Here is a 21,925-nt window from a genome sequence, read left to right on the forward strand (position 1 = left end):
CTTAAATACCGAAGGCCTTCAAGCCGGCGTCGAGCAGCACCTCGAAGGGATTGCTGCGGCGCCCGCCCGCCTGGGCCGAGCGCGGCACTTCCTCGTACAGGAAGCAGGCATCCTGCCCGGCGAAACTGTCGTGGAACAGCGGCTGCCTGCCCGCCAGGTAGGGCAGGAAGGGTTCGGCGCGAACGGTAGCATAGCGCGCATGCGCGCCGAAGCCCAGGGTTGCATCCTGGCTGATCGTGCGGCCGGCCCCGGCCTGTTCCAGGCGCACGCCGCGGCAGCCTTTCAGCACCAGGGTCGCCGGGCCCTCGAAGGCGAGGTAGCGCAGTTGCAGGGTGAGCCAGGCGTGCAGGGTTCCCACGCGCCAGTGGCTGCGGATGGCGGGCCGCCGGCCGGTCTGGTAGACCATCCCGGCCAGGCCGCGCGGCTGCAGCACGAAGGATTCCCCGGGCCCGAGTACCAGGAGCGCGACTTCGTCGAGCGGGTCGCTGGTGGCCGACACGACCACGTCGGCCGCCGCGCTGGCGCGCAGGCGCTTGAGCATCCACAGGCGCGCGGCCAGGCTGCTCAGCGGCCGCCGCCAGTCGAACAGCAGCCGGGTCGCAACAAGCACGCCGGCGGGCTGGCTCTGGCAGTAGTCGGGGCGGATCAGCAGTTCCTCGCCCGGCGCCAGCGCCAGTTGCTGCGAGACGGCGGAGATGCGTGAGGAAGTGCGGATGGGCGTGCCGGAGGACGCCGGCGCGTCCTCGAAGACGATCGCCGGCCTCCTCGCCGCCAGAGGCGCCAGCACGAAATAGAACAGGGCGCGGATGGCGGCCGGCACCAGCCACCACGCGGCCAGCACCAGCAATGCCGGCAGCAACAGCGGCTGCACCAGCCCGTAGGCGCGCCAGGCGCCGCTGGTGCCCGCCAGCTCCTCGACCTGCCGCAGCCGTTCGCGCAGCGGTGCGGACGCTGCCGCCAGGGCTTCTTCATTGAGCCGGAACGCGGCCGGTGCGCCGACCGCCGGCAGCGTGTTCACCAGCGCCCGCTGCGCCACGAAGGCGCGATGCGCGGCGCTGTTCCTGGCTCGCAGCTGTGTTAGCTGTGCGTCCAGTGCCCGCAGCTGCCGGTAGTCGTCGGTGAAGAACAGTTTGCCCCAGGTTCCCGCGGCCTGTTCCGCCTGGGCGCGCTTTTTCATGGCGTCCTGCAGCGCCGTGTAGACCGCCACGTGTTCGCGCCGCAGCCGTTCCAGGGTGACGAGCGCGGCCTGCCGGTTGGCGAGCGCATCGGCGCGCGCGCGCAGGGCCTGGAGGTGGGTCTTTTCCTGGCGCCGCAGTTCGATTTCCATGTCGCGCATGGCCGAACGGGCGAGCTGCTGCGCCAGTGCCTCGCGGCCGGCGAGGACGGCGCCCAGCACCGGCGCCGCTTCCCGCTCGCGGCGCAGCCGCGCGATCTCGGCGTCGATGGCGGCGATGCGGCCGTCGAGCCGGGCGATGCCGGCGCCGGCCAGCTGCCGCAGTTCTTCTTCGGTATTGCGCGCCAGCGCGGCGCGGCGCGCGTCGAAGTCGGCCTGCGCCTGGCGCAGCGCCGGCAACTCGGCGACGATGTGCTGGATGTCCGCCCATTCGCCCCGCAGCCAGTGGCCTGAGGCGAGGACCAGCACGATGGCCGCGAACACCAGCAGGTTGCGGCCGAGGCCACGGAGGAGGGCGGCCAGCAGCTGACCCACGCGCGCTTACCCGGCCAGGGGCAAGGCCAGCTGCAGCAGCAGCCCGCCGCCTTCGCGGTTGCTCACCGTGAGCTCGGCATTGTGGCGGCTCAAGACGCGTTCCACGATGGCCAGGCCCAGGCCGGCGCCGTTGGCCTGGCCGCGTGCGCTGTCCAGGCGCGTGAAGGGTTTGAGCAGCTGGTTGATCTGGTCTTCCGGCACGCCCACCCCGTGATCGCATATCTCGATCACGGCGCGGCGGCCGTGGCCGGTGGCCTTGACCCGCAGGACGATCGCGATCTCGGTGTAATCCTGGCCCGGGGTCTTGCCGTACTTGCGTGCGTTCTCGATGATGTTGTTGACCACGCGCCGCAGGTCGGTCGCGTTGCCCATCACGTGCACGCCCGGCATCAGGTCGACCTGCACGCGCAGGTCGCGGATGCGGCCCGCCTCGCGGCCGACCTCGGCCAGCATTTCGGACAGGTTCACCGCGATGAAGGTGGCGGCATCGGTCGGCTTGGCGTAGTCGAGGAACTGGCCGATGATCGCATCCATCTGGTCGATGTCCGACTGCATGCCTTCGCGCGCCTCCTGCGGCAGGTTGGCCATCTCGACCTCGAGCTGCATGCGCGCCAGCGGCGTGCGCAGGTCGTGCGAGATGCCGGCCAGGATCACGGCGCGGTCCTTCTCCACCTGCGCCAGGTCGTCGACCATCTGGTTGAAGCTGCGGTTGGCCTCGATGATCTCCTGCGAGCCTTTCTCGGGCAGCGGCGCCGGCTTTTCGCCCTTGGCGATGGCGCGCGCGGCCGCCGTCAGGCGCGCCAGCGGCCGGTTGACCAGCGAGGAGATGAAGGCGGCGCCGATCAGCGACAGCAAGCCCACCAGCGTGGCCCAGCCGAGCCACTGCACGCGGGTCAGCCCGGCCAGGCGCTCGCGCTCGAGCATCAGCCAGTATTCGTCGCCGTCGATGTTGAAACTGATGTAGAAGCCCGGCACCCCGTTCACGCCGGCGGAAAAGCGTGTCTGCTTGCCCAGCCGTTCGCGCACGATGGCGGCGATCTCGGGCATCAGGGGATTGTTGGGCGGCGGCTCGACGATGTCGTCTTCGTTGAGCGTCAGGACGCGGATGCCTTCATTCGACACCAGTTCGAGCAGCAGCTCGAGCCGCTGCGCAGGCGCCGAGTGGATCAGGGCAGCCCTCGTGATGGTGACCGCCGACACCACCAGCTCGGCGGTCTGCTGGATCTGCGGGCCGCGCTGGAACACGCTGATCATGCCGATCCACGAGCCCATCGAGGCGGCGGTGAGCGCCGACATCAGGAGGAAGGTACGCCAGAACAGGCCGCTCCGGTACCAGGCAAAGCGGGCGGCGCGGCGCGCCGCCGAGAGTGGGGCGAACACTAGCGCGGCTGTCCTTCAGGGATGAACACGTAGCCCAGGCCCCAGACGGTCTGGATGTACAGCGGGCTGGAAGGATCCGGCTCGATCAGCTTGCGCAGGCGCGAAATCTGCACGTCCAGCGAGCGGTCGAAGACTTCGTATTCGCGGCCCCGGGCAAGTTCCATCAGCTTCTCGCGCGAGAGCGGCTGGCGCGCGTGGCGTGCGAACACCTTGAGCACCGAGAATTCGCCGGTGGTCAGGGGCACGGTCTCGCCATTTTTCTTCAGCGTGCGCGTGCCCAGGTCGAGCACGAAATCGCCGAACTCGAAGGTTTGCGGGGTTTCGCTCGGCGCGCCCGGGATTTCGTCCGGGCCCTTGCGGCGCAGGACCGCGCCGATGCGGGCCACCAGCTCGCGCGGGTTGAAGGGCTTGGGCAGGTAGTCGTCGGCGCCCATCTCGAGGCCGACGATGCGGTCGACGTCCTCGCCCTTGGCGGTCAGCATGATGATCGGGGTCTGGTCGCCGGCGCCGCGCAGGCGGCGGCAGATCGACAGGCCGTCTTCGCCCGGCAGCATCAGGTCCAGCACCAGGAGGTCGTAGCGCTCGCGCAGCCACAGCTTGTTCATGGCCGGCGCGCTCTCCGCGGTCACCACCTGGAAGCCCTGCTCGGTGAGGTAGCGGCGCAGCAGGTCGCGCAGGCGCACGTCGTCGTCCACCACCATGATCTTGGCGGAGTGGCCGCCCTGGTTGCCGGTGGCGCTGTTGTTGGTCGGGTTGCTGCCCGTATTGTTCGTCGATGCGTTCATATGGAATCCAGAATTGTCAGAAGCATGTCGCTATGGTAACGTGTTATCGCTTGAACATCTTGTTCGGATGGCTCAGCCATTACATTGTGTTACAAACTTTACCCATTCGGTCTTACACCTCGGACGCTATGCACATACACTGGCTGCAAGTGGAAATCACAGCTTATCTGTTTATATGGCATCGCGGAAGAGGAACACCATGAACAACGTGCACACGAAAATCCAGGCAGCAAACGAAGGGCGGCTGGCGCGTTTCGTCAGGCACGGTGTGATCGCTGTCGCCCTGGCTTGCAGCGCCGCCGGCGCCATGGCAGAAGGCCAGGACCGTGGCCAGCGCCGCGAAGAGATGCAGCAGCAGGCCATGCGCGACCGTTACGAGATGCGCGCCCAGGATCCGCGCTACGACCCGCGTGCCCAGGAAATGCGCGACGAGGCCCGCATGCGCCAGGAACAGGCGATGCGCGACTCCATGCGTGAAGAGGGTGGCCGCCGCGGCCGCATGACGCCGGACGAGCGCAGCGAACTGAAGCGCCAGATCAACGAAGCCAACCGCGACCTGTATCCGAACGCGCGGCGTCGCTGAGCCGGCTTGCACTCCTGACGGCGCCTGCGGGCGCCGTTCTCGTTGACGGCGCGCTTCCCCCATCGGTGGGGTTTCTTCATGGAAATCTAGTTGCTATATGTTTATTTTCGTATTGCAACGTGCTATCTTGAAGAGACCTTAGCAGATCGGGAGAACGCGCCGTGTCCAACCCAGCAGCCGCAGAAGCCTGCATCGCCCGCCAGGCCGACGGCATCTATTGCGACGTGGCCGCCCTCGGCCCGGCCCTGCTGGCGGCGGTCGACGGCATCCTGCTCGGGAACCAGTATTTTTCGGGGCTGGACTATCCGGTCCTGATCAAGGCCTTGTTCGGTCACGGTCCCGAACTGCCGCGCAATGCCCGCGGCGAGACCGTGGTGCGCCTGGCGGACGACATCCAGCCCTTCGATCCGGCGCGCCGCGAGCTCTACCGCGCCGTCAGGATCGCCGACGGCCAGGCCGAATACTACTTCGAACCCGTGTTCCTGCCGGACCCCGAGGGCGTCGAGCAGCCGGCCCGGCTCGACATCGACGAGTTCATCGCCGACATGTGGATGAAGGGTATCCGCTTCGGCATCGACGTCGCGGGAGTCAGGGACGCCATCGCCACCGGCGCGGCCGGCCGCATCGTGGTGGCGCGCCGCCTGCCTCCGCGGCCGGGCGAGGATGCGCGCGTGGTCGAGGTCTCGAACGAACTGCACCGCAGCGACGCCCCGCGCCAGCTCGCCAACGGCAAGCTCGACCTGATGAGCTTCCAGAACCGCTTCCCCCAGGTCCAGCGCGGCACGCGCCTGCTGCGCAAGCTCCCGCGCGTGCAGGGTGAGCCAGGCTTCGACCTGTCCGGCATCGCCCTTGCGCCCGAGCTGCCGGTCGATCTCGAACTGAGCGACTGGAGCGGCCCCGGCACCACGGTCGATCGCATCGCCGAAGGCGAGTTCGTGCTCGCCCTGCAGGACGGCTTCCTGAACGTGGAAGGCAACCGGATCTCGGTGGGCGACAAGATCGTCAGCCACGACGGGGTCAGCGCCAGGACGACAGGCAACCTGCAGCTCGAGGGCGACTACGAGGAATTCGGCGAGGTGCAGGAAAACCGCGTGGTCGAAGGCGAGAGCATCACGGTGCATGCCGACGTCTTCGGCCGCATCGCCTCGCGCGGCGGCGTGGTGCGCCTGAACCGCAACCTGATGGGCGGCAGCGCGCGCAACAGCGATGGCCCGATCGTCGTGGCGGGCGTCGCATCGAACGCCACCATCCAGAGCACCAACGGGGAGGTCAGCCTGCAGCGCGCCGAGAACTGCATCGTCTCCGGCAGCAGGGTCTCGATCGTCGAAGCGCTCAATTGCGAGATCGTGGCCGACGAGGTGGAAATTAGCCAGGCCGAAGGCTGCGCCATCGCCGCCAGGCGCATCGCCATCGAGCGCGCTGCGCCGCGCGGGCACAGCGAGATGCGGGTCTTCGTGCTGCGCCCGGACTGCACGCGCATCGATGCGGCGATCGGCATGATCCGCGAGCGCGTGGGCCAGTTCGGCGAGCTGGCCGGCCGGCGCCGCGCCGCCATGGGCGCGCTGGCGGCCCAACCCGAGGTGGCCAGCTACGTCAGGCTGGCGGGGCGCGTGCGCAAGGGCGAACTGGTGCTCACGCCGGAACAGCAGCCGGCGTTCAAGAAGCTGGCCGCCGCCGCCGCGCCGGCGCTCAAGCAGATGGCCACGCTGTCGCAGGAGATCAAGGACGTCGAGGCCGAGCAGCAGTCCGGCATGGCGCTGCTGGGAAGGCTGCAAGCCCAGCGCGCGCAGCACAGCGGCACGGTCAGCGTCGCCATCGCGCAGGTGGCGGGCGAGCTCACGGTGCGTGCGCTCGACGTGGAACCGGACAGCGCGGACGCGGAGCGCGGCAATCACTACAACCTGGCGCCGCGCGAGATCAAGGCGCGCCTGCGCGAGGCCAGCGGCGCCGAACTGCTGTTCGCCGGCGGCAGCGGCAGCGTCAGCTGGAGCACGGCGGAGGCCGTCGCCTGATCTTCAATCGTCTTGCGCGGGACGGATGGCAGTACTCTGGTGGAAGCTGTTCTTCCAGCCGTCCGGCTGGCGTATCCACAGGTGCGCGAAGCGAAAGCGCAGCGGTTTGGCGGGACCGCCCGCCATCTGCGCGCGGAAGGTGCCGATCACCAGCGCCGCGTTGCCGCCCTCCAGCAGCTGCACCTCGGTGCTGTCGATCTCGTAGAGCCGGAAGTGGAAGTCCTTGCGTTCGAGCGCGGTGAGCAGCTCGGTCTTGCTGCGCACCCGCCCGCGGCTGTCGACATGGTAATAATCGCGGTCCATCAGGTGGCGCAGGGTGGCGATGTCGCGCTGCAGGATGGCCTTGGCGCGCTGCCGTTCCATCCCGGCCAGCATGGCCGGAAGGTCGACTTCGCCGGCGGCAATGGCGCGCTGGCTCTGGAAGCCGGCCGCCTGGGCGGCGCCGGGCGTCGCCAGGACGGCGGGCAGTACCGCGAGCAGGGCAAGCATGACCAGGCTGGTCGGCGGTTTCATGGCGGCTCCTCTGGATAAGCGAACACGGGCGCTACCCACCCATGATACCCGCACCGCGCGCGGCTATGCCCGCGCGACGTGGATCTTTTCCTTGATGTGCTTGAGGTTGGCCACGATGGTGAAGGTCATGATCACCAGCAGCGACCACGAGCTCCACTTGCTCACGTGGACCACCGACCAGGCGCCCAGCTGGTTCGGGTAGCGCCACACGCCCCAGAAGGTGCCGATGTTCTCGGCCAGCCAGATGAAGAAGCCGATCAGCACGAAGGCCAGCAGCAGCGGCATCCTGCGGTCGCGGTCGAGCGGCCGGAACACCACCATGGTGCGCGAGTACAGGCCGAGCGCGCAGGCGGCCAGGTACCAGCGGTAGTCGCCGATATAGTGGTGGGTGAAGAAGTTCAGGTAGATCAGGATCGCAATGGCCCAGGCCATCCAGTGCGGCGGATGGTGGCGGATGCGCAGGTCGAACAGGCGCCAGGCCTGCACGATGTAGCTGCCGATGGCCGCGTACATGAAGCCCGAGAACAGCGGCACCTCCAGCACTTTGGTGTAGGCGAAGTCGGGGTAGGCCCAGGACTGGATGGCGCTGGACACCTTGAAGGCCTCGAGCGCGAAGCCGATCGCGTGGAACAGGCAGATCGCCTTCAGCTCGTCCATCGTCTCCAGGCCTGACCTCACCATCCACAGCTGGATCGCCAGCGCCACCAGCAGCAGCACGTCGTAGCGCGGGATGCCGAGGATGCCGGTGCGCGGCGTGAGCATCATGGCGGCGAAGAACAGGCCGACGAACAGGCAGGCGCGCGCGTTCTTGAAGCCGAAGTACAGGAACTCGGCGCCACCGCGGCGCCAGCCGCCGAGCTGGCGCGGGCGGGTGTCGAGCAGGACGTTGTCGAGCGCAAGGGTGATGGGAGCGGAGCCGGGCGTCTTGTTCATTGTTGTCGGTCGCGGTTGGAGGCGGATGGGATCGACCGATGTTGTCACAGAAGGGGTGGCGAATCAATGCTTCGCTGCGCCGCTGTTGCGGTATTAGAATGGAGACATGCATACGTCGATCCATCCGAAACCCGATGAATGGGGCAAGCCGGTCGCCATCGCCGCGCCCACCGCGCCGACGCCGCTGGACAACTGGCTCGACCCGCTGCTCCCCGCCACCGTGATCCCGGGCGGCCCGGTGCCGCCGGCATTGAACGGCCTCGCATTCGCCGTGTGGCGCGAGGCCCCGCGCATCGATGCCGGCTGGATCGCGCTTGCGGGGCAGGAGGATGCATTCGACGAGCCGCCCTTCAAACCCGCGCCGGGCAAGCGCGTGGCGGCCGGCGTCGTGATCCTCGAGGACGACGGGCGGGTCTGGGCGGTGCACCCGTCGAACGGCTTCGGCGGCTACCCGGCCACCTTCCCGAAAGGGACGCTGGACCCGGGCATGCTGCTGCGCGCCGCGGCGATCCGCGAAGCATACGAGGAAAGCGGCCTGCACGTGCTGTTGACCGGACACCTGATGGACCTGACGCGCAGCCGCAGCCGCACCCGCTACTACCTGGGCCGGCGCGTCGGCGGCTGCCCGTCCGACATGGGCTGGGAGAGCCAGGCGGTGTCGCTGCTGCCGCGCGCGTACCTGGACAAGGTGCTGGTCAATCCGAACGATGCGCCATTGGTGGCCTGGCTGCAGGCCTGAACGAGAGACGCCATGGAACCCATTGCGCTGGTCCTCGGGATCGTGTTCCTTGCGGTCGTCGCGTACAGCAACTACCGGTACATACGCGGCGCGCGCGACATCGTCGGCATGGCGAACGAGGAGTTCCGGCAGATACGTATCACGGAAGCGCCGCCGGAGCTGTGCTTCGACGGGCGCAGCGCCGAGATCGTGGTCGAGAACGTGGCCTACCAGGACGAGTACCGCATCCGCGCCATCAGTGTGACGCGCTATGCGCGCAATGCCCACGGTGAGTATTTTTACTTTGTATCGGAGGGCAGGGGCAGGGCCTATTTCAAGCACATCGAACAGCGCGCCGCCAGGGCGGCGCTGGGGAAGCGCTACCTTGCCCCCCGAGCCTGAGGACGAACGGAGAACCATGCAGATCGAGCGCATCCATTTTGAAGAGGTATTCGATGTCGCCGCCGGCGACTTCAGCTTTCGCAGCGAAGGCCGCACCCATTACGGCGTCAATCTGGGGCACGGAACGATTCCGCAGGCAGGCGCCACCTACGCCATCGCATTCGGGCGGGCGGGAGACTGGAACTCGGTGCTGGGCTGGCGCGACCTTGCCTCGCAAGCGGTCATCCTCACGCATTCGGCCGCCGGGCTGGTGCTGGCCACGGTCTACGACATCTATTGGTACGGCCTGTTCTTTTTCGCGGGCGGTTTCCTGTTCGGCGGCATCCGCCTGGCGCTCGCTTTCGCGGCGCTGTTCATCGCCGGGATGGCCTACGTGAGCTTCCGCAATGTCCAGACCCTGCGCCGGGCCAAACGCGCTTTGCGCTCTGTCGGCGAATCCGGCAATAGCCTGGACAACAGCAGTGCAGTGTGCCCCGGCACAGTGCGATAGTTGACTGCAGTCAACATTTTAAGGGGAGCTCGCCTTTAGCATTGGTGGTGCCGATGAAAGGAACCACCATGTCGAACCACCTCCTCGCTGCACCCCAGCAATTCCTTGGGTTCACCCTGGGCGGGCTCGATTACGGGCTCGACTATTCCGCGGTGCAGGAACTCAAGGCATACCGGTCGCTCGAGCGTTTCTGCAGCGACGGCGAGATCATCGGCGGCGTGGCGCTCTCGCGCGGGGTGATCATGCCGGTGATGGACCTGCGGGCCGCCTTCGCCCCCGTCTTTGCGCTGCCCGAGCCGGATACCGACGTGGTGATCGTGCGGGTGGCCGCAGGCGTGGTCGGCGTGGTGGTGGAGCGCGTCACCGGCGTGGTGCGCCTGCGCCCGGAGCAGGTGGTCGCGCTGCCGGGCGCCCAGCGCGACGCCGACTACCTGATCGGGCTCGGCCTGGCCAAGGGGCGGCGCATGATCCTGATCGACATCGCGCGCCTCATGTCCGTGGCGCCGGCCGAACCGCGCCAGGTCGCCTAGAGCAGGGGGGCGTCAGAAATCCGCGCTCACGGATAGCCATAAGCGGCGCCCGTCCATGTTGTTGACGTAGACGCTGCTCCAGGTCGGCGCAGCAGACCCCGGCGCCTGGTAAGGACGGTAATCGATGAAGTCCTTGTTGGCCAGGTTGTAGACCGCCGCATTCAGCGTGACGCGCTTGTTCAGCTGGTAGCTGCCGCCCAGGTGCAGCATCCCATACCCCTTGTAGTCGCCCAGCACCGCCTTGGCCGCGCGGGTGGCTGCCGAGCTGCCCGGATCGCGGAAGCGCTCGCTGCGAGCCTCGAGGCGCAGCCAGGCATTCCATTGCGCCGAGATGTCCCAGGCGAGGCGCGCGTTGAGCGCATGTTCCGGCGTGTCGCCGAGCGGCTTGCCGGCATTCGGGCCGCTTTTCTGCTCACTGTCGGTCCAGGTGTAGTTGGCGCTCAGGGCCCAGCCGGGGGCGAGCGGGAAGCGGGTCGCGAGCTCCAGGCCGCGGGTCACCGCCTCGTCGACGTTGGTGGACTGGCCGAAGGCGTCGACGTTCGGCCAGTTGCCGAAGCTGACGCAGCCCGGGCGGTTGGGCGCCAGCCGGTAGGAGCAGTTGAGCAGGCCGGTGCCGGTGGTGATCTTGTCCTTGAACTCGTTGTTGAACAGGGCGGCATTGGCGGTCCAGCCGGCGCCGTTGTCGAAGTAGACGCCCAGTTCGGTCGTCACGCTGGTCTCGGGCTTGAGGCCGGGGCTGCCCACCAGGGGAATCGTGCCCTGACCGCCGAAGCCGTTGATGCCGGGCGCCAGCTGCTCGACGCGCGGGGTCTTGTAGCCGCGGCTGGCGCCGCCCTTGACGGTCCAGCGCGGCGACGCGTTCCACACCAGGTAGGCGCGCGGGCTGAGCTGGCCGCCGAAGATGCTATGGTCGTCGTAGCGCGCGCCGAGCGTCAGGAGCAGCGGCTGGGCAATGCGCCACTCGTCTTCCAGGAACAGGGCTTTCTGGGTGAAGGCGAAGGCCTGCGGCGCCACGCCGTCGACCATCTCGGCGTCCCAGTGCTGGGCGCCGATGGTGGTCAGGTGATTGGCCCAGGGCGCCACCAGCTTGGTGTCGAACACGCGGCTCTCCACTTCCAGGGTGCGCGCGCTGCCGGCCACGGCGCCAGGGGTGCCCGGCGGGATGGTGCGGCCGATGGTTTCGGTGCGGTTGACCATGTAGCTGCTGTCCAGGGTAGCGAAGCCCAGGCGTGCGCGGTAGGACAGGCTGCCCTGGTCGCGGTTGTACTTCTGCTTCGGACCGTAGCCGCCCTGGATGCCCAGGGTCCCGAGCTGGCCGCGCGTGTTGTCGTAGCTCTGGCGGGTGCTGTCCGCGTCCAGCGTGAATTCGTGCATGCGGCTGGGCGCCCAGGCCAGGCGCGCGCCAAGGTTGTGGATGCTTGACTCGACCGGATTGGCGCCCATGGTCGGCGCAACGATGCCATTCTGGTTCTGGTAGCGGATATCGGCGGCGGCGCGGCGCTGGGTGCTGCCGCGCAGCGACAGGCCCAGCACGTCGGCGGCGAGCGGTCCGCTCAGGTAGAACTTGGCGCCCTTGACGTCGCCGAAGCGCGATTCCTCCTGCACCGTGTAGTCGGCCGCCACGTTGCCATGCCAGCGCTTGCCGACCTTGCGCGTGATGATGTTGATCACGCCGCCCATCGCGTCCGAACCGTACAGGGTCGACATCGGGCCGCGGATGATCTCGATGCGCTCGATCGCGCCGACCGGCGGCATGAAGCTGGTCGAGGTGCCGCCGAAGCCGTTCGGGGTGACGCTGCCGGCGGCGTTCTGGCGGCGGCCGTCGATCAGGACCAGGGTGTAGTCGCTGGGCATGCCGCGGATGCTGATGTTCAGGCCGCCGGTCTTGTCGCCGGCCGCGCCGACGTCGATGCCTTCCACGCTCTCCAGCGCCTGCGCCAGGTTGCCGAAGCGTTCCTTCTCGAGCTTCTCGCGGGTGAGCACGGTGATCGAGGCCGGCGCTTCGCGGATGCTCTGCTCGAAGCCGGATGCGGTGACGACGACGGTCGCCATGTCGTGCGGCGCCGGGTCGGCGCTGGCGGCGAGGGGCAGCAGGGCGACGGCCGTGCTGATGAGGGAGCGGCGGAACAGCGGCAGGGCAAAGCGGGGCGCAGGCATACGGTATCCGTGTAAAAAGTCGAAAAAGAACGTAAAGATATGCAGAATGGAAACATTATAAATGAGAATAAGAATGATTCCTATTTAAATTTTAGGACGACTTCGGCTGAAGTATGAGCTTTGCCTCACACGTTGGCAGCGCCATGCTTCATTGATCTAGTTCCCCTTGGTTCTTGACCACTGCTAAGTCATCCTTCGCCTGTCCCGCCATGATTCCTCACCATCAAAATGGGAGAAATCATGGCAACCGACTTTTACCTGCAGCTCGATGGCGTCAAGGGAGAATCGGCAGATTCGAAACACCAGGGCTGGATCGAGTGCACGTCGGTGCATTGGTCCATCACACAGCCGCGAAGCGCGACGGCATCGACTGGCGGCGGCCATACAGCCGAGCGGGCAGAGCTCAGCGAAATCAGTATCAGTAAGTTGATCGACGTAGCATCGCCCCTGCTTGCGCAATTGTGTGCATGCGGGAAAACGCTGCCAAAAGCGAAACTCGAGATGCAGCGCGCAGACGGCAACGGCGAGCCGGTCAAATATTTCGAAGTCGAACTCGAGAACGTGTTGATCGCGCACGTCGCGCCCAGCTTCGCCGGCGGGGACTTCCCGACCGAGAGCCTGGGTCTAAAGTTCTCGAAGGCGCGCTGGAAGTACACCCAGCAGAAAGTCGGTGGCGGAAGCAGCGGCAACACGGCAGGTGGCTGGGACCTTGCCATGAACAGGATTGCGTGATGCGTGCGCTGATCCCGCTGCTTCTGGCAATCATGCCCGCATGCCCGGCACGGGGCGGGAACGCACCGCCCGCGGTGACCGGCGAGGCCCTAGTCCAACTGATGGGGAACGTGGATCCGGCCAGCGTGGTTTGGAGCGAAGAGAGCCCGTTCCGCACCAGAGCAATCGCGGCCGAGTACATCGACTTGTCGAACCGCGAGTTTGTCCGCGGATACATCCAGGCTGTGCACGATGCTGCCGAGGGCAAAGGATGGTGCTGGGACAAAAGGTATCGCCCCAAGCTGCATGAGATGGAATCGGACGCGTGGCATGCGCTGCAGCGGATGCCGGCCGCTCAGCTGAAGCGCAATGCCGCAGAACTCATTGTCGAGACCTGGCAAAAGATGTGGCCGTGCCCGGCTAGACAGAGGAGGGCTCCATGAGGGCACCGTATGCAAATCTCAGGAGACACTTTCCGGATACGGACAATGTTTTAGTCGGGAAGAGCTCTACCACTGGATTGGATATCCCGAGAACATCAACAACCTGAATTTCAACAACACGTGCGCAATCCGGATGAGTCTGGCCCTGCTCGGCGCCGGCTATCCGAATCCGGGCGACTGGCTCATCAAGGCCGGCAAGTATAAAGGGCGCTCGATCGAGACACGGCAGCGCAGGCTGAGCAACTGGCTGGTTCGCCACGTGGGCAAGCCAGCGAAGTTCGGGAGCAGCCTGGAGGCAGAGCAGAAGATAGCGAACCGGCACGGGATCGTCTCGTTCTTCAGCATCTATGGCGATACTAACCCGCAGGGACACATTGCCATCATTTCAAGAGACCGTTGGGGCAAGTACCTGCGATGCGGGAATGAGATTGATGGGACCGCGACCGGCTGCTACTGGCTGTCGCGCGAGGTCTGGTTCTGGCCGATGACCTAGCAGGACCGTTTGTCGACCTGGCCGGCGTGTCCCGGCCAGGTATTCGGTTGGTACGTCAAGCCGCCAGGCCTTCGAGCTGCTCCTGCAGCTCCAGCCATTCGGATTCGAGCTGTTCCAGGTCGCGCGCGGCGAAGGCCTGGTCGGCCACGAGAAGCTTGAGCTTTTCCTTGTTCTCGGCCTCGTAGATGCTCGGCTCGAGCAGCTGGGCGTCGATCTCGGCCTTCTTCGCGTTCAGCTTGGCCATCTGCTCTTCGAGGCGCTTGACGCGGTTCTCGATGGGTTTCCTGAGCGCGGCCATGCGCTGGCGCGCTTCCGCTTCCAGCTTCTTTTGCTCCTTGCGGTCGACCGGGGCCGCCATTGGCGCATCCGGCTTGCCGTCCTTCGCAGGGGCGGGCGCCGGCAGGGTGTCGGTGCCCTTGCCGAGCTTGGTCTGGAACAGCCATTCCTTGTAGTCGTCCAGGTCGCCGTCGAAGGGCTGCAGCTTGCCGTCGGCGACGATGATGAACTCGTCGGTCGTGGCGCGCAGCAGGTGGCGGTCGTGCGACACCAGCACCACGGTGCCCTCGAACTGTGCCAGCGCCATGGTCAGCGCCTCGCGGGTCTCGAGGTCGAGGTGGTTGGTCGGTTCGTCCAGCAGCAGCAGGTTGGGGCGCTGCCACACGATCAGGGCCAGGGCCAGGCGCGCCTTTTCGCCGCCGGAGAAGGGCGCGATCGGGCTGGTCACCATGTCGCCCGGGAAGTTGAAGCTGCCGAGGAAGTTGCGCAGCTCCTGCTCGCGCACGTTCGGCGCAATCTTCAGCAGGTGCCACAGCGGCGACTCGTCGTGGCGCAGCATCTCGACCTGGTGCTGGGCAAAATAGCCGATCGACAGGCCCTTGCCCAGGGTGGCCTTGCCCTCCAGCGGCATCAGCTCGCCGGCGACGGTCTTGATGAGCGTAGACTTGCCGGCGCCGTTCACGCCAAGCAGGCCGATGCGCTGGCCGATCTGCAGCGAGAAGTTGACGCGCTTGACGATCGCCTTGCCGCCGACCTTGTCGCCATGCTCATCCAGCAAGGGGTAGCCGGCATCGACGTTGTCCAGCACCAGCAGCGGATTCGGCGCGGAGAGCGGCTCGCGGAATTCGAAGGAGAATTCGGCGGCGGCGCGCAGCGGGGCCAGCTCTTCCATCTTGGCCAGCGCCTTCATGCGGCTCTGGGCCTGGCGCGCCTTGGTGGCCTTGGCCTTGAAGCGGTCCACGAAGGATTGCAGGTGGGCGCGGGTGCGCTGCTGTTTTTCGAAAGCGGCGGCGGCCAGCACCAGGTGGGCGGCGCGCTGGCGCTCGAAGGCGCTGTAGTTGCCCGAATAGCGCTTCAGCTTGCGCTCGTCGATGTGCACGACGACGTTGACGATCTCGTCGAGGAAATCGCGGTCGTGCGAAATGATGATCAGGGTGCCCGGATAGCGCTTCAGCCAATCCTCCAGCCAGATGATCGCGTCCAGGTCCAGGTGGTTGGTCGGCTCGTCCAGCAGCAGCAGGTCGGAAGGGCACATCAGGGCCTGCGCCAGGTTCAGGCGCATGCGCCAGCCGCCCGAGAAGCTGGCCACCGGCTGCGCCATCTGCTCCAGCGAGAAGCCCAGGCCAAGCAGCAGCTGCTCGCCGCGCGACTGCACCGTGTAGGCGTCGGCATCGGCGAGCAGACTGTGGATTTCGCCCAGGCGCATGCCGTGGTCGTCCGCATCCGGATGCGCTTCCAGGTCAATGAGTTCGGCCTGCAGGCGGCGCAGGTTGACGTCGCCGTCGATCGCGTACTCCAGCGCCGGACGGTCGAGGGCCGGGGTCTCCTGGGCCACGTAGGCCATGCGCCACTTGGCGGGGAAGTCGATGGCGCCCTGATCCGGGTGCAGCTCGCCGCGCAGCATGGCGAACAGGCTCGATTTGCCGGCGCCGTTGGCGCCGATCAGGCCGATCTTGTCGCCCGGGTTGAGGGTAAGGTCGGCGTCCTCGAGCAGCGGCTTGGTGCCGCGCATCAGGCTGACGTTCTGGAAGCGGATCATTGCGTATTTCTGGTTTTACGTAGGGTGGGCGGATCTCCCGCCCACGCGTTCAACTCTCGTATGCGCTGTGGTGACGCATCTGCTGGTTGGACGCGTGGGCGGCAAAGCCGCCCACCCTACGAACATCGTTAAAGCGAACGTAAATTATTGCGATTGCAGTTGTTCGGCGGTGAGCAGGAACACGGCGTCGTCACCGGCGCTGGTGCTCAGCCAGGTCAGCCCCAGGTGCCCGAAGGCCGCTTCGGCATAGTCGCGCTCGTTGCCGATCTCGACCACGAGGATGCCTTCCGGCGTCAGGCGCTCCGCGGCGCCTTCGACGATCTTGCGCACCAGGTCCATGCCGTCCTCGCCGCCCGCCAGGGCGATCTGCGGCTCGCGCAGGTATTCCGGCGGCAGCTTGCCCATCGAAATGCTGTTCACGTAGGGCGGGTTGGTGACGATCAGGTCGTAGCGCTTGAAGGGCACGTGCTCGTACAGGTCCGATTCGATCGGATTGACGCGGCCTTCCAGCTTGTATTCGCGGATGTTGTGCTCGGCCACGGCCAGCGCGTCCTTCGAGATGTCCACCGCGTCGACCACGGCATTCGGGAAGGCGTCGGCCATCATGATCGCCAGGCAGCCGCTGCCGGTGCACAGTTCCAGCACGTTCTCCACGCTTTCCGGATCCTGCACCCAGGGGCTGAAGGTCTGCGGGATCAGTTCGGCGATGAAGGAGCGCGGCACCAGCACGCGTTCGTCCACGTAGAAGTGGTAGTCGCCCAGCCAGGCTTCCTTGGTGATGTAGGCGGCCGGCACGCGCTCGACCACGCGGCGCTCGATCACTTCCATCACCTGGATCACTTCGTCCGGCAGCAGGCGCGCGTCCAGGAAGGGGTCGAGGCGGTCCAGCGGCAGCTTGAGGGTGTGCAGGATCAGGTAGGCGGCTTCGTCGAAGGCCTCGGCGCTGCCGTGGCCGAAGAAGAGGCGGGCAGAGTTGAAGCGGGTGATCGCATAGCGCAGCAGGTCGCGCGGCGTGCTGAAAGTGGTGTTGGTCATGGCCTTCTCCCGGTTTTTATTGCTCGTTACTGGGCCAGCAGCTGTTCCAGCGTGCGGCGGTAGATGTTCTTGAGGGGATCGATGTAGCGCAGCTCGATGTGTTCGTCGATCTTGTGGATGCTGGCGTTCGGAGGCCCGAATTCTATCACCTGCGGGCAGATGCGGGCGATGAAGCGGCCGTCCGAGGTCCCGCCCGTGGTCGACAGTTCGGTCTGCACGCCCAGCTCCTCGAAGATGGCGTCGCACAGCGTGTCCGACAGCAGGCCTTTCGGCGTCAGGAAGGGCTGCCCGGATAAGGTCCACTGCAGTTCGTAGTCGAGCCCGTGGCGGTCGAGGATGGCGTGCACGCGCGCTTCCAGGCCGTCGGCAGTGCTGGCGGTGGAAAAGCGGAAGTTGAAGTCGATCGTCACGTGGCCCGGGATCACGTTGGTGGCGCCGGTGCCGGCCTGGATGTTCGAGATCTGCCAGCTGGTCGGCGCGTAGTACTCGTTGCCTTCGTCCCAGACTTCCGCCGCCAGTTCCGCCAGCGCCGGCGCGGCCTGGTGGATCGGGTTGCGCGCCAGGTGCGGGTAGGCGATGTGGCCCTGGATGCCCTTGATCATCAGGTGGCCCGAGAGCGAGCCGCGGCGGCCGTTCTTGATGGTGTCGCCCAGCACGTGGTTCGAGGTCGGTTCGCCCACCAGGCAGTAGTCCAGGGTCTCGCCGCGCTCTTCCAGGCGCTCGCAGACGACCACCGTGCCGTCCACGGCCGGGCCTTCCTCGTCGCTGGTGATCAGGAAAGCGATCGAGCCTTTATGGTCAGGGTGGGCGGCGATGAATTCCTCGCAGGCGACCACCATGGCCGCGATCGAAGTCTTCATGTCGGAGGCGCCGCGGCCGTACAGCTTGCCGTCGCGGCGGGTCGGCACGAAAGGGCTTGATACCCACTGGTGTTCGGGACCGGAGGGCACCACGTCGGTGTGGCCGGCGAACACGAACACGGGTGCGGTCGTCCCCTTGCGCGCCCACAGGTTGGTGACGCCGTTCGATTCGATGGTCTCGCAGTGAAAGCCGAGCGGCGCCAGCAGTTCCTTCAGGCGCTCCTGGCAGCCTTTGTCCTGCGGCGTGACCGAATCGAGGGCGATCAGCTCTTCGGTCAGCAGGAGGGTGCGCGAGGGTTTCATGCAGCGTCCCTGAATTTCGCCGCGTAAGCGTCGGCCGAGAAGCCGACCGAGACTGGGCCTACGCCTTGCAGGACCGGGCGCTTGATGACGGAAGGGTTCTCCAGCATCAGTTCCAGTGCGCTGTTCTTGTCGGTGATTTGCGCCTTGCGCTCATCCGGCAAGTTGCGCCAGGTGGTGCCCTTGCGGTTGACCAGGGTTTCCCAATCCAGCTGTACGAGCCAGCCGGCGACCAGTTCGCGCGTCAAGCCTTGTTTCTTGAAGTCATGGAACGTGAAATCGTGGCCGTTGTCCGCCAGCCAGGTGCGGGCTTTCTTGACGGTGTCGCAGTTGGGGATGCCGTAGAGGGTCGTGGTCATGGTGCGTCAATCCTTGCGCCCGCGCGAATGCGCAGGGAGATGGTATTTTGGAAAGGCGGCAAGGATAGCACAGCACGCCCGCTGCGAGGATTCTACACAGGGGCGTTTTTCCGCAGCGGACGGAAGAAATGGCTCAGTTGTTGAGCGTGAATTCGGTAAAGGACGCACCCGGCGGTTCCTTGCCCGGTTTCTTCTCTTCCTCGGGCTGCACCTGGCTCTCCGGTCCATTGTTGAGCAGCCAGAGCAGGTTGGTGGCCGAGTCGGCATTGGCCAGCGCTTCTTCCTGCGTCACCAGCCCATCCTTGACCAGTTTGAGCAAGGCGCTTTCAAACGATTGCGAGCCCGGCGACAGGCTCTTGTCCATCGCTTCCTTGATCTGGCCGATCTCGCCCTTTTCGATCAGGTCGGCGATGTAGCGTGTGTTCAGCATCACTTCCACCGCGGCCTGGCGCTGGCCGCCTGCGGCCGACTTGATGAGGCGCTGCGAGACGATCGCCTTCACGCTTGACGCCAGATCCTGCAGCAGGGCGGCGCGGTTCTCGATCGGGTAGAAGCTGATGATGCGGTTCAGCGCGTTGTAGCTGTTGTTGGCGTGCAGGGTGGCCAGCACCAGGTGGCCGGACTGGGCATAGGCCAGGGCCGCCGCCATGAATTCCTTGTCGCGGATCTCGCCGATCAGGATGCAGTCGGGCGCCTGGCGCATCGAGTTGCGTAGCGCCGTGGCGAAACTGGTGGCGTCGCTGCCGATTTCGCGCTGGTTGACGATCGACTTCTTGTTCTTGAACAGGTACTCGATCGGGTCTTCCAGCGTCAGGATGTGGCCGGTGCGCTGTTCGTTGCGGTGGTCCAGCATCGAGGCGATGGTGGTCGACTTGCCGGAACCGGTGGCGCCCACGACGAGCAGCAGGCCGCGCTTTTCCATGATCAGCTCGGATAGCACGGGCGGCAGGCCCAGTTCGCCGATCGGCGGGATATTCGCCGGCACGAAGCGCAGCACGGCCGAGATCGAGCCGCGCTGGCGGAAGGCCGACAGGCGGAAGCGCCCCAGGTTGGCGACCGACACGCCCATGTTGAGTTCGTTCTCGCGCTCGAGCTCCTGCATCTGTTCCGGCGAGGCGATCTCGGACAGCAGCGAGATGATGTTGTCGGGTTCGAGACGATGCTGGTTGATCGGGATGAGGTTCCCGTTGATCTTGATGTGCACCGGCGAGTTCACGGCGAAGAACATGTCGGAAGCGTTCTTCTCCTTCATCAGCTGGAACAGGCGGTCCATGGCCATGGCATCGTCTCCTTTGAATGCGAAGCCGGCCCTTGCGGGCCGGTAGGTAATGCTTAGTCGCCGCGCAGCAGCTCGTTGATGCCGGTCTTGGCGCGGGTCTTGGCGTCCACGCGCTTGACGATCACGGCGCAGTACAGGCTGTACTTGCCGTCGCTTGACGGCAGGCTGCCCGACACCACCACCGAACCCGAAGGGATGCGGCCGTAGGTGACTTCGCCGGTCTCGCGGTTGTAGATCTTGGTCGACTGGCCGATGTAGACGCCCATCGAGATCACCGAGTTCTCTTCGACGATCACGCCTTCGACGATTTCCGAACGGGCGCCGATGAAGCAGTTGTCTTCGATGATGGTCGGGTTGGCCTGCATCGGTTCCAGCACGCCGCCGATGCCGACGCCGCCCGACAGGTGCACGTTCTTGCCGATCTGGGCGCAGGAGCCGACGGTGGCCCAGGTGTCGACCATCGCGCCTTCATCGACGTAGGCGCCGATGTTGACGTAGGACGGCATCAGGACCACGTTCTTGCCGATGAAGCTGCCGCGGCGCGCGACCGCCGGCGGCACCACGCGGAAACCGCCTTTGGCGAAATCTTCCGGGGTGTAGTCGGCGAACTTGGTCGGCACCTTGTCGTAGAACTGCATATCGCCGCCGGCGACCGGCACGTTATTTTCGAGGCGGAAGGACAGCAGGACGGCCTTCTTGATCCACTGGTTCACGACCCAGTCGCCGCTGCTTTTCTCTGCCACGCGCAGGGTGCCGGCATCCAGGCCGGCGAGCACGTGGGCGACCGCGTCGCGCAGTTCGGCTGGGGCGTTGGACGGGCTGAACTCCGCGCGCTGTTCCCACGCGGTGTCGATGATGTTCTGGAGTTGTTGGGTCATGATGATTCTCTAGTTAGTGTATATGTTGGTGCTGCCTGTCACAGGCCCTTGCAGAACTCGACGATGCGGTTGGCGGCTTCGAGTCCTTCGTCGACGCTGGCTACCAGCGCCATGCGGATGCGTTTGCGGCCCGGGTTGAGGCCGTGCGCTTCGCGTGCAAGATAACTGCCTGGCAAAACCGTCACATTATATTCGGCGTACAGGCGGCGTGCGAACTCGGTGTCCGACAGGCCGGTGCGGCGCACGTCGGCCCACAGGTAGAAGCCGGCATCGGGCAGCTCGACGTCCATCACGCCCTTCAGGAGCGGGGTGATCAGGTTGAACTTCTCGCGGTACAGCGCGCGGTTGTCCTGCACGTGGTGCTCGTCGTTCCAGGCCGCGATCGAGGCCGCCTGGATCGGCGGCGACATGGCGCCGCCGCTGTAGGTACGGTAGAGCAGGAATTTCTTCAGGAGCTGCGGGTCGCCCGCCACGAAGCCCGAGCGCATGCCCGGCACGTTCGAGCGCTTCGACAGGCTGGAGAACACCACCAGGTTCGCATACGGGCGTTCGCCGCTGCTGCGGCCCAGCTGGTGCGCCGCTTCGAGGGCGCCCAGCGGCGGGGTCGTGCCGAAGTAGATCTCGGAATAGCACTCGTCCGAGGCGATCACGAAACCGTGGCGCTCGGACAGCTCGAACAGCTGGCGCCAGTCCTCGAGCGTGAGCACGGCGCCGGTCGGGTTGCCCGGCGAGCAGACGAACAGCAGCTGCACGCGCGACCAGACCTCATCCGGCACGCTGGCATAGTCGGGCGCGAAGTTGCGGCCGGGTTCCGAGTTGACGTAATAGGGCGTGGCGCCGCTCAGGTAGGCCGCGCCCTCGTAGATCTGGTAGAACGGGTTCGGGCTCATCACCAGCGCATTGCCGCGGGCGCCGTCCACGACGCATTGGGCAAAGGCGAACAGCGCTTCGCGCGAACCGTTCACCGGCAGCACCATCGTGCCCGGGTCGACCGCCGGGATGGCGTAGCGGCGCTCCAGCCAGCCTGCGATCGCCACCCGCAGCGGCTCGCTGCCGTGGGTCGTCGGGTAGACCGACAGGCCGGCCATCGCATGCATCAGGGCCTTCTCGATGAAGGCGGGCGTCGGGTGCTTCGGCTCGCCGATGCCGAGGCTGATCGGGCTGTAGGCGGGGTTCGGGGTCACGCCGCTGAATAACTGGCGCAGCTGTTCGAAGGGGTAGGGATGGAGCTGGTCGAGATGTGGATTCACGTCGATTACCGTCAATAAGCGGTCTGGGTGCGTTGGCTATTCGGACAATTATAGCCCTTGCCTGCGGATGC

22 protein-coding genes are annotated in these 21,925 nt (G+C 66.2%); 9 read left to right on the forward strand and 13 right to left on the reverse strand.

What is annotated here, in order from left to right; genetic code table 11:
• Window position 1 precedes the first annotated feature (1 nt).
• From B2R83_RS23725 to ompR, 3 genes are read right to left on the reverse strand one after another with little or no spacing between them, the layout of a single operon-like run.
• Window positions 2–1,708 (reverse strand): hypothetical protein, encoded by a 1,707-nt coding sequence (locus B2R83_RS23725; RefSeq protein WP_292045641.1) that lies wholly within the window; start codon window positions 1,706–1,708, stop codon window positions 2–4.
• Window positions 1,709–1,714: 6 nt separating this feature from the next.
• Window positions 1,715–3,088 (reverse strand): sensor histidine kinase, encoded by a 1,374-nt coding sequence (locus B2R83_RS23730; RefSeq protein WP_027863810.1) that lies wholly within the window; start codon window positions 3,086–3,088, stop codon window positions 1,715–1,717.
• Window positions 3,088–3,789, reverse strand: a complete 702-nt coding sequence (gene ompR / locus B2R83_RS23735) for a two-component system response regulator OmpR (protein ID WP_051306146.1) — start codon at window positions 3,787–3,789, stop codon at window positions 3,088–3,090. Before ompR ends, B2R83_RS23730 begins: the two co-directional genes overlap by 1 nt.
• A gap of 283 nt (window positions 3,790–4,072) precedes the next feature.
• On the opposite strand from ompR, the gene B2R83_RS23740 reads away from it, so the two are divergent.
• Complete coding sequence (locus B2R83_RS23740) at window positions 4,073–4,456, forward strand: hypothetical protein (protein WP_292045643.1); 384 nt, start codon at window positions 4,073–4,075, stop codon at window positions 4,454–4,456.
• A 161-nt stretch (window positions 4,457–4,617) separates the two neighbouring features.
• Window positions 4,618–6,468 carry a flagellar assembly protein A gene (locus tag B2R83_RS23745; protein WP_292045645.1) on the forward strand — a complete coding sequence of 617 codons (1,851 nt, stop codon included), beginning with the start codon at window positions 4,618–4,620 and terminating at the stop codon, window positions 6,466–6,468.
• Window positions 6,469–6,471: 3 nt separating this feature from the next.
• Here B2R83_RS23745 and B2R83_RS23750 read toward each other — a convergent pair whose 3' ends face one another.
• The gene (locus B2R83_RS23750) at window positions 6,472–6,981 is read right to left on the reverse strand and encodes a nuclear transport factor 2 family protein (RefSeq protein ID WP_292045647.1); all 510 of its coding nucleotides are present in this window, start codon (window positions 6,979–6,981) and stop codon (window positions 6,472–6,474) included.
• A 63-nt stretch (window positions 6,982–7,044) separates the two neighbouring features.
• The gene (locus tag B2R83_RS23755) at window positions 7,045–7,914 is read right to left on the reverse strand and encodes a DUF817 domain-containing protein (RefSeq protein ID WP_292045650.1); all 870 of its coding nucleotides are present in this window, start codon (window positions 7,912–7,914) and stop codon (window positions 7,045–7,047) included.
• Window positions 7,915–8,020: 106 nt separating this feature from the next.
• Between B2R83_RS23755 and B2R83_RS23760 the strand changes: the two genes are divergently transcribed.
• The 4 genes from B2R83_RS23760 to B2R83_RS23775 all read left to right on the forward strand — a co-directional run bounded on the left by B2R83_RS23760 (window position 8,021) and on the right by B2R83_RS23775 (window position 10,054).
• A complete protein-coding gene (locus B2R83_RS23760) occupies window positions 8,021–8,653 on the forward strand; it encodes an NUDIX hydrolase (RefSeq protein WP_292045653.1) in 633 nt (210 codons plus the stop codon).
• A 12-nt stretch (window positions 8,654–8,665) separates the two neighbouring features.
• Window positions 8,666–9,034 (forward strand): hypothetical protein, encoded by a 369-nt coding sequence (locus B2R83_RS23765; RefSeq protein ID WP_292045654.1) that lies wholly within the window; start codon window positions 8,666–8,668, stop codon window positions 9,032–9,034.
• Between the two features lie 16 nt (window positions 9,035–9,050).
• On the forward strand, window positions 9,051–9,524 hold the full coding sequence (locus B2R83_RS23770; RefSeq protein ID WP_292045655.1) for a hypothetical protein: 474 nt from the start codon (window positions 9,051–9,053) through the stop codon (window positions 9,522–9,524).
• 68 nt (window positions 9,525–9,592) lie between these two features.
• Window positions 9,593–10,054 (forward strand): chemotaxis protein CheW, encoded by a 462-nt coding sequence (locus tag B2R83_RS23775; RefSeq protein WP_292045656.1) that lies wholly within the window; start codon window positions 9,593–9,595, stop codon window positions 10,052–10,054.
• A gap of 12 nt (window positions 10,055–10,066) precedes the next feature.
• Here B2R83_RS23775 and B2R83_RS23780 read toward each other — a convergent pair whose 3' ends face one another.
• Window positions 10,067–12,211, reverse strand: a complete 2,145-nt coding sequence (locus B2R83_RS23780) for a TonB-dependent receptor domain-containing protein (protein WP_414674466.1) — start codon at window positions 12,209–12,211, stop codon at window positions 10,067–10,069.
• Window positions 12,212–12,451: 240 nt separating this feature from the next.
• On the opposite strand from B2R83_RS23780, the gene B2R83_RS23785 reads away from it, so the two are divergent.
• The 3 genes from B2R83_RS23785 to B2R83_RS23795 are packed head-to-tail and all read left to right on the forward strand — an operon-like array spanning window position 12,452 to window position 13,858.
• Window positions 12,452–12,943, forward strand: coding sequence for an Hcp family type VI secretion system effector (locus B2R83_RS23785; protein WP_292045657.1), 492 nt, complete (start codon window positions 12,452–12,454; stop codon window positions 12,941–12,943).
• The gene (locus B2R83_RS23790; protein WP_292045658.1) at window positions 12,943–13,365 is read left to right on the forward strand and encodes a Rap1a/Tai family immunity protein; all 423 of its coding nucleotides are present in this window, start codon (window positions 12,943–12,945) and stop codon (window positions 13,363–13,365) included. The genes B2R83_RS23785 and B2R83_RS23790 overlap by 1 nt, the downstream gene beginning before the upstream one ends.
• A complete protein-coding gene (locus B2R83_RS23795) occupies window positions 13,292–13,858 on the forward strand; it encodes a T6SS effector amidase Tae4 family protein (protein ID WP_292045659.1) in 567 nt (188 codons plus the stop codon). The genes B2R83_RS23790 and B2R83_RS23795 overlap by 74 nt, the downstream gene beginning before the upstream one ends.
• A gap of 55 nt (window positions 13,859–13,913) precedes the next feature.
• Here B2R83_RS23795 and B2R83_RS23800 read toward each other — a convergent pair whose 3' ends face one another.
• The 7 genes from B2R83_RS23800 to dapC all read right to left on the reverse strand — a co-directional run bounded on the left by B2R83_RS23800 (window position 13,914) and on the right by dapC (window position 21,854).
• Window positions 13,914–15,893 (reverse strand): ATP-binding cassette domain-containing protein, encoded by a 1,980-nt coding sequence (locus B2R83_RS23800; protein ID WP_292045660.1) that lies wholly within the window; start codon window positions 15,891–15,893, stop codon window positions 13,914–13,916.
• 144 nt (window positions 15,894–16,037) lie between these two features.
• On the reverse strand, window positions 16,038–16,928 hold the full coding sequence (prmB, locus tag B2R83_RS23805; protein WP_292045661.1) for a 50S ribosomal protein L3 N(5)-glutamine methyltransferase: 891 nt from the start codon (window positions 16,926–16,928) through the stop codon (window positions 16,038–16,040).
• A 26-nt stretch (window positions 16,929–16,954) separates the two neighbouring features.
• Entirely contained in the window at window positions 16,955–18,091 is a 1,137-nt protein-coding gene (dapE, locus tag B2R83_RS23810) for a succinyl-diaminopimelate desuccinylase (protein ID WP_292045662.1), read from the reverse strand.
• Entirely contained in the window at window positions 18,088–18,447 is a 360-nt protein-coding gene (locus B2R83_RS23815) for an ArsC family reductase (protein WP_292045664.1), read from the reverse strand. Before B2R83_RS23815 ends, dapE begins: the two co-directional genes overlap by 4 nt.
• 133 nt (window positions 18,448–18,580) lie before the next feature.
• On the reverse strand, window positions 18,581–19,726 hold the full coding sequence (locus B2R83_RS23820) for a PilT/PilU family type 4a pilus ATPase (protein WP_292045666.1): 1,146 nt from the start codon (window positions 19,724–19,726) through the stop codon (window positions 18,581–18,583).
• A gap of 53 nt (window positions 19,727–19,779) precedes the next feature.
• Window positions 19,780–20,604, reverse strand: a complete 825-nt coding sequence (gene dapD / locus B2R83_RS23825; protein WP_292045669.1) for a 2,3,4,5-tetrahydropyridine-2,6-dicarboxylate N-succinyltransferase — start codon at window positions 20,602–20,604, stop codon at window positions 19,780–19,782.
• Window positions 20,605–20,642: 38 nt separating this feature from the next.
• Window positions 20,643–21,854, reverse strand: a complete 1,212-nt coding sequence (gene dapC, locus B2R83_RS23830) for a succinyldiaminopimelate transaminase (RefSeq protein WP_292045671.1) — start codon at window positions 21,852–21,854, stop codon at window positions 20,643–20,645.
• Window positions 21,855–21,925: the final 71 nt, after the last annotated feature.

This window comes from Massilia sp. UBA6681 (assembly GCF_002454935.1).
In the GTDB taxonomy this organism is placed as follows: domain Bacteria; phylum Pseudomonadota; class Gammaproteobacteria; order Burkholderiales; family Burkholderiaceae_D; genus Telluria; species Telluria varians.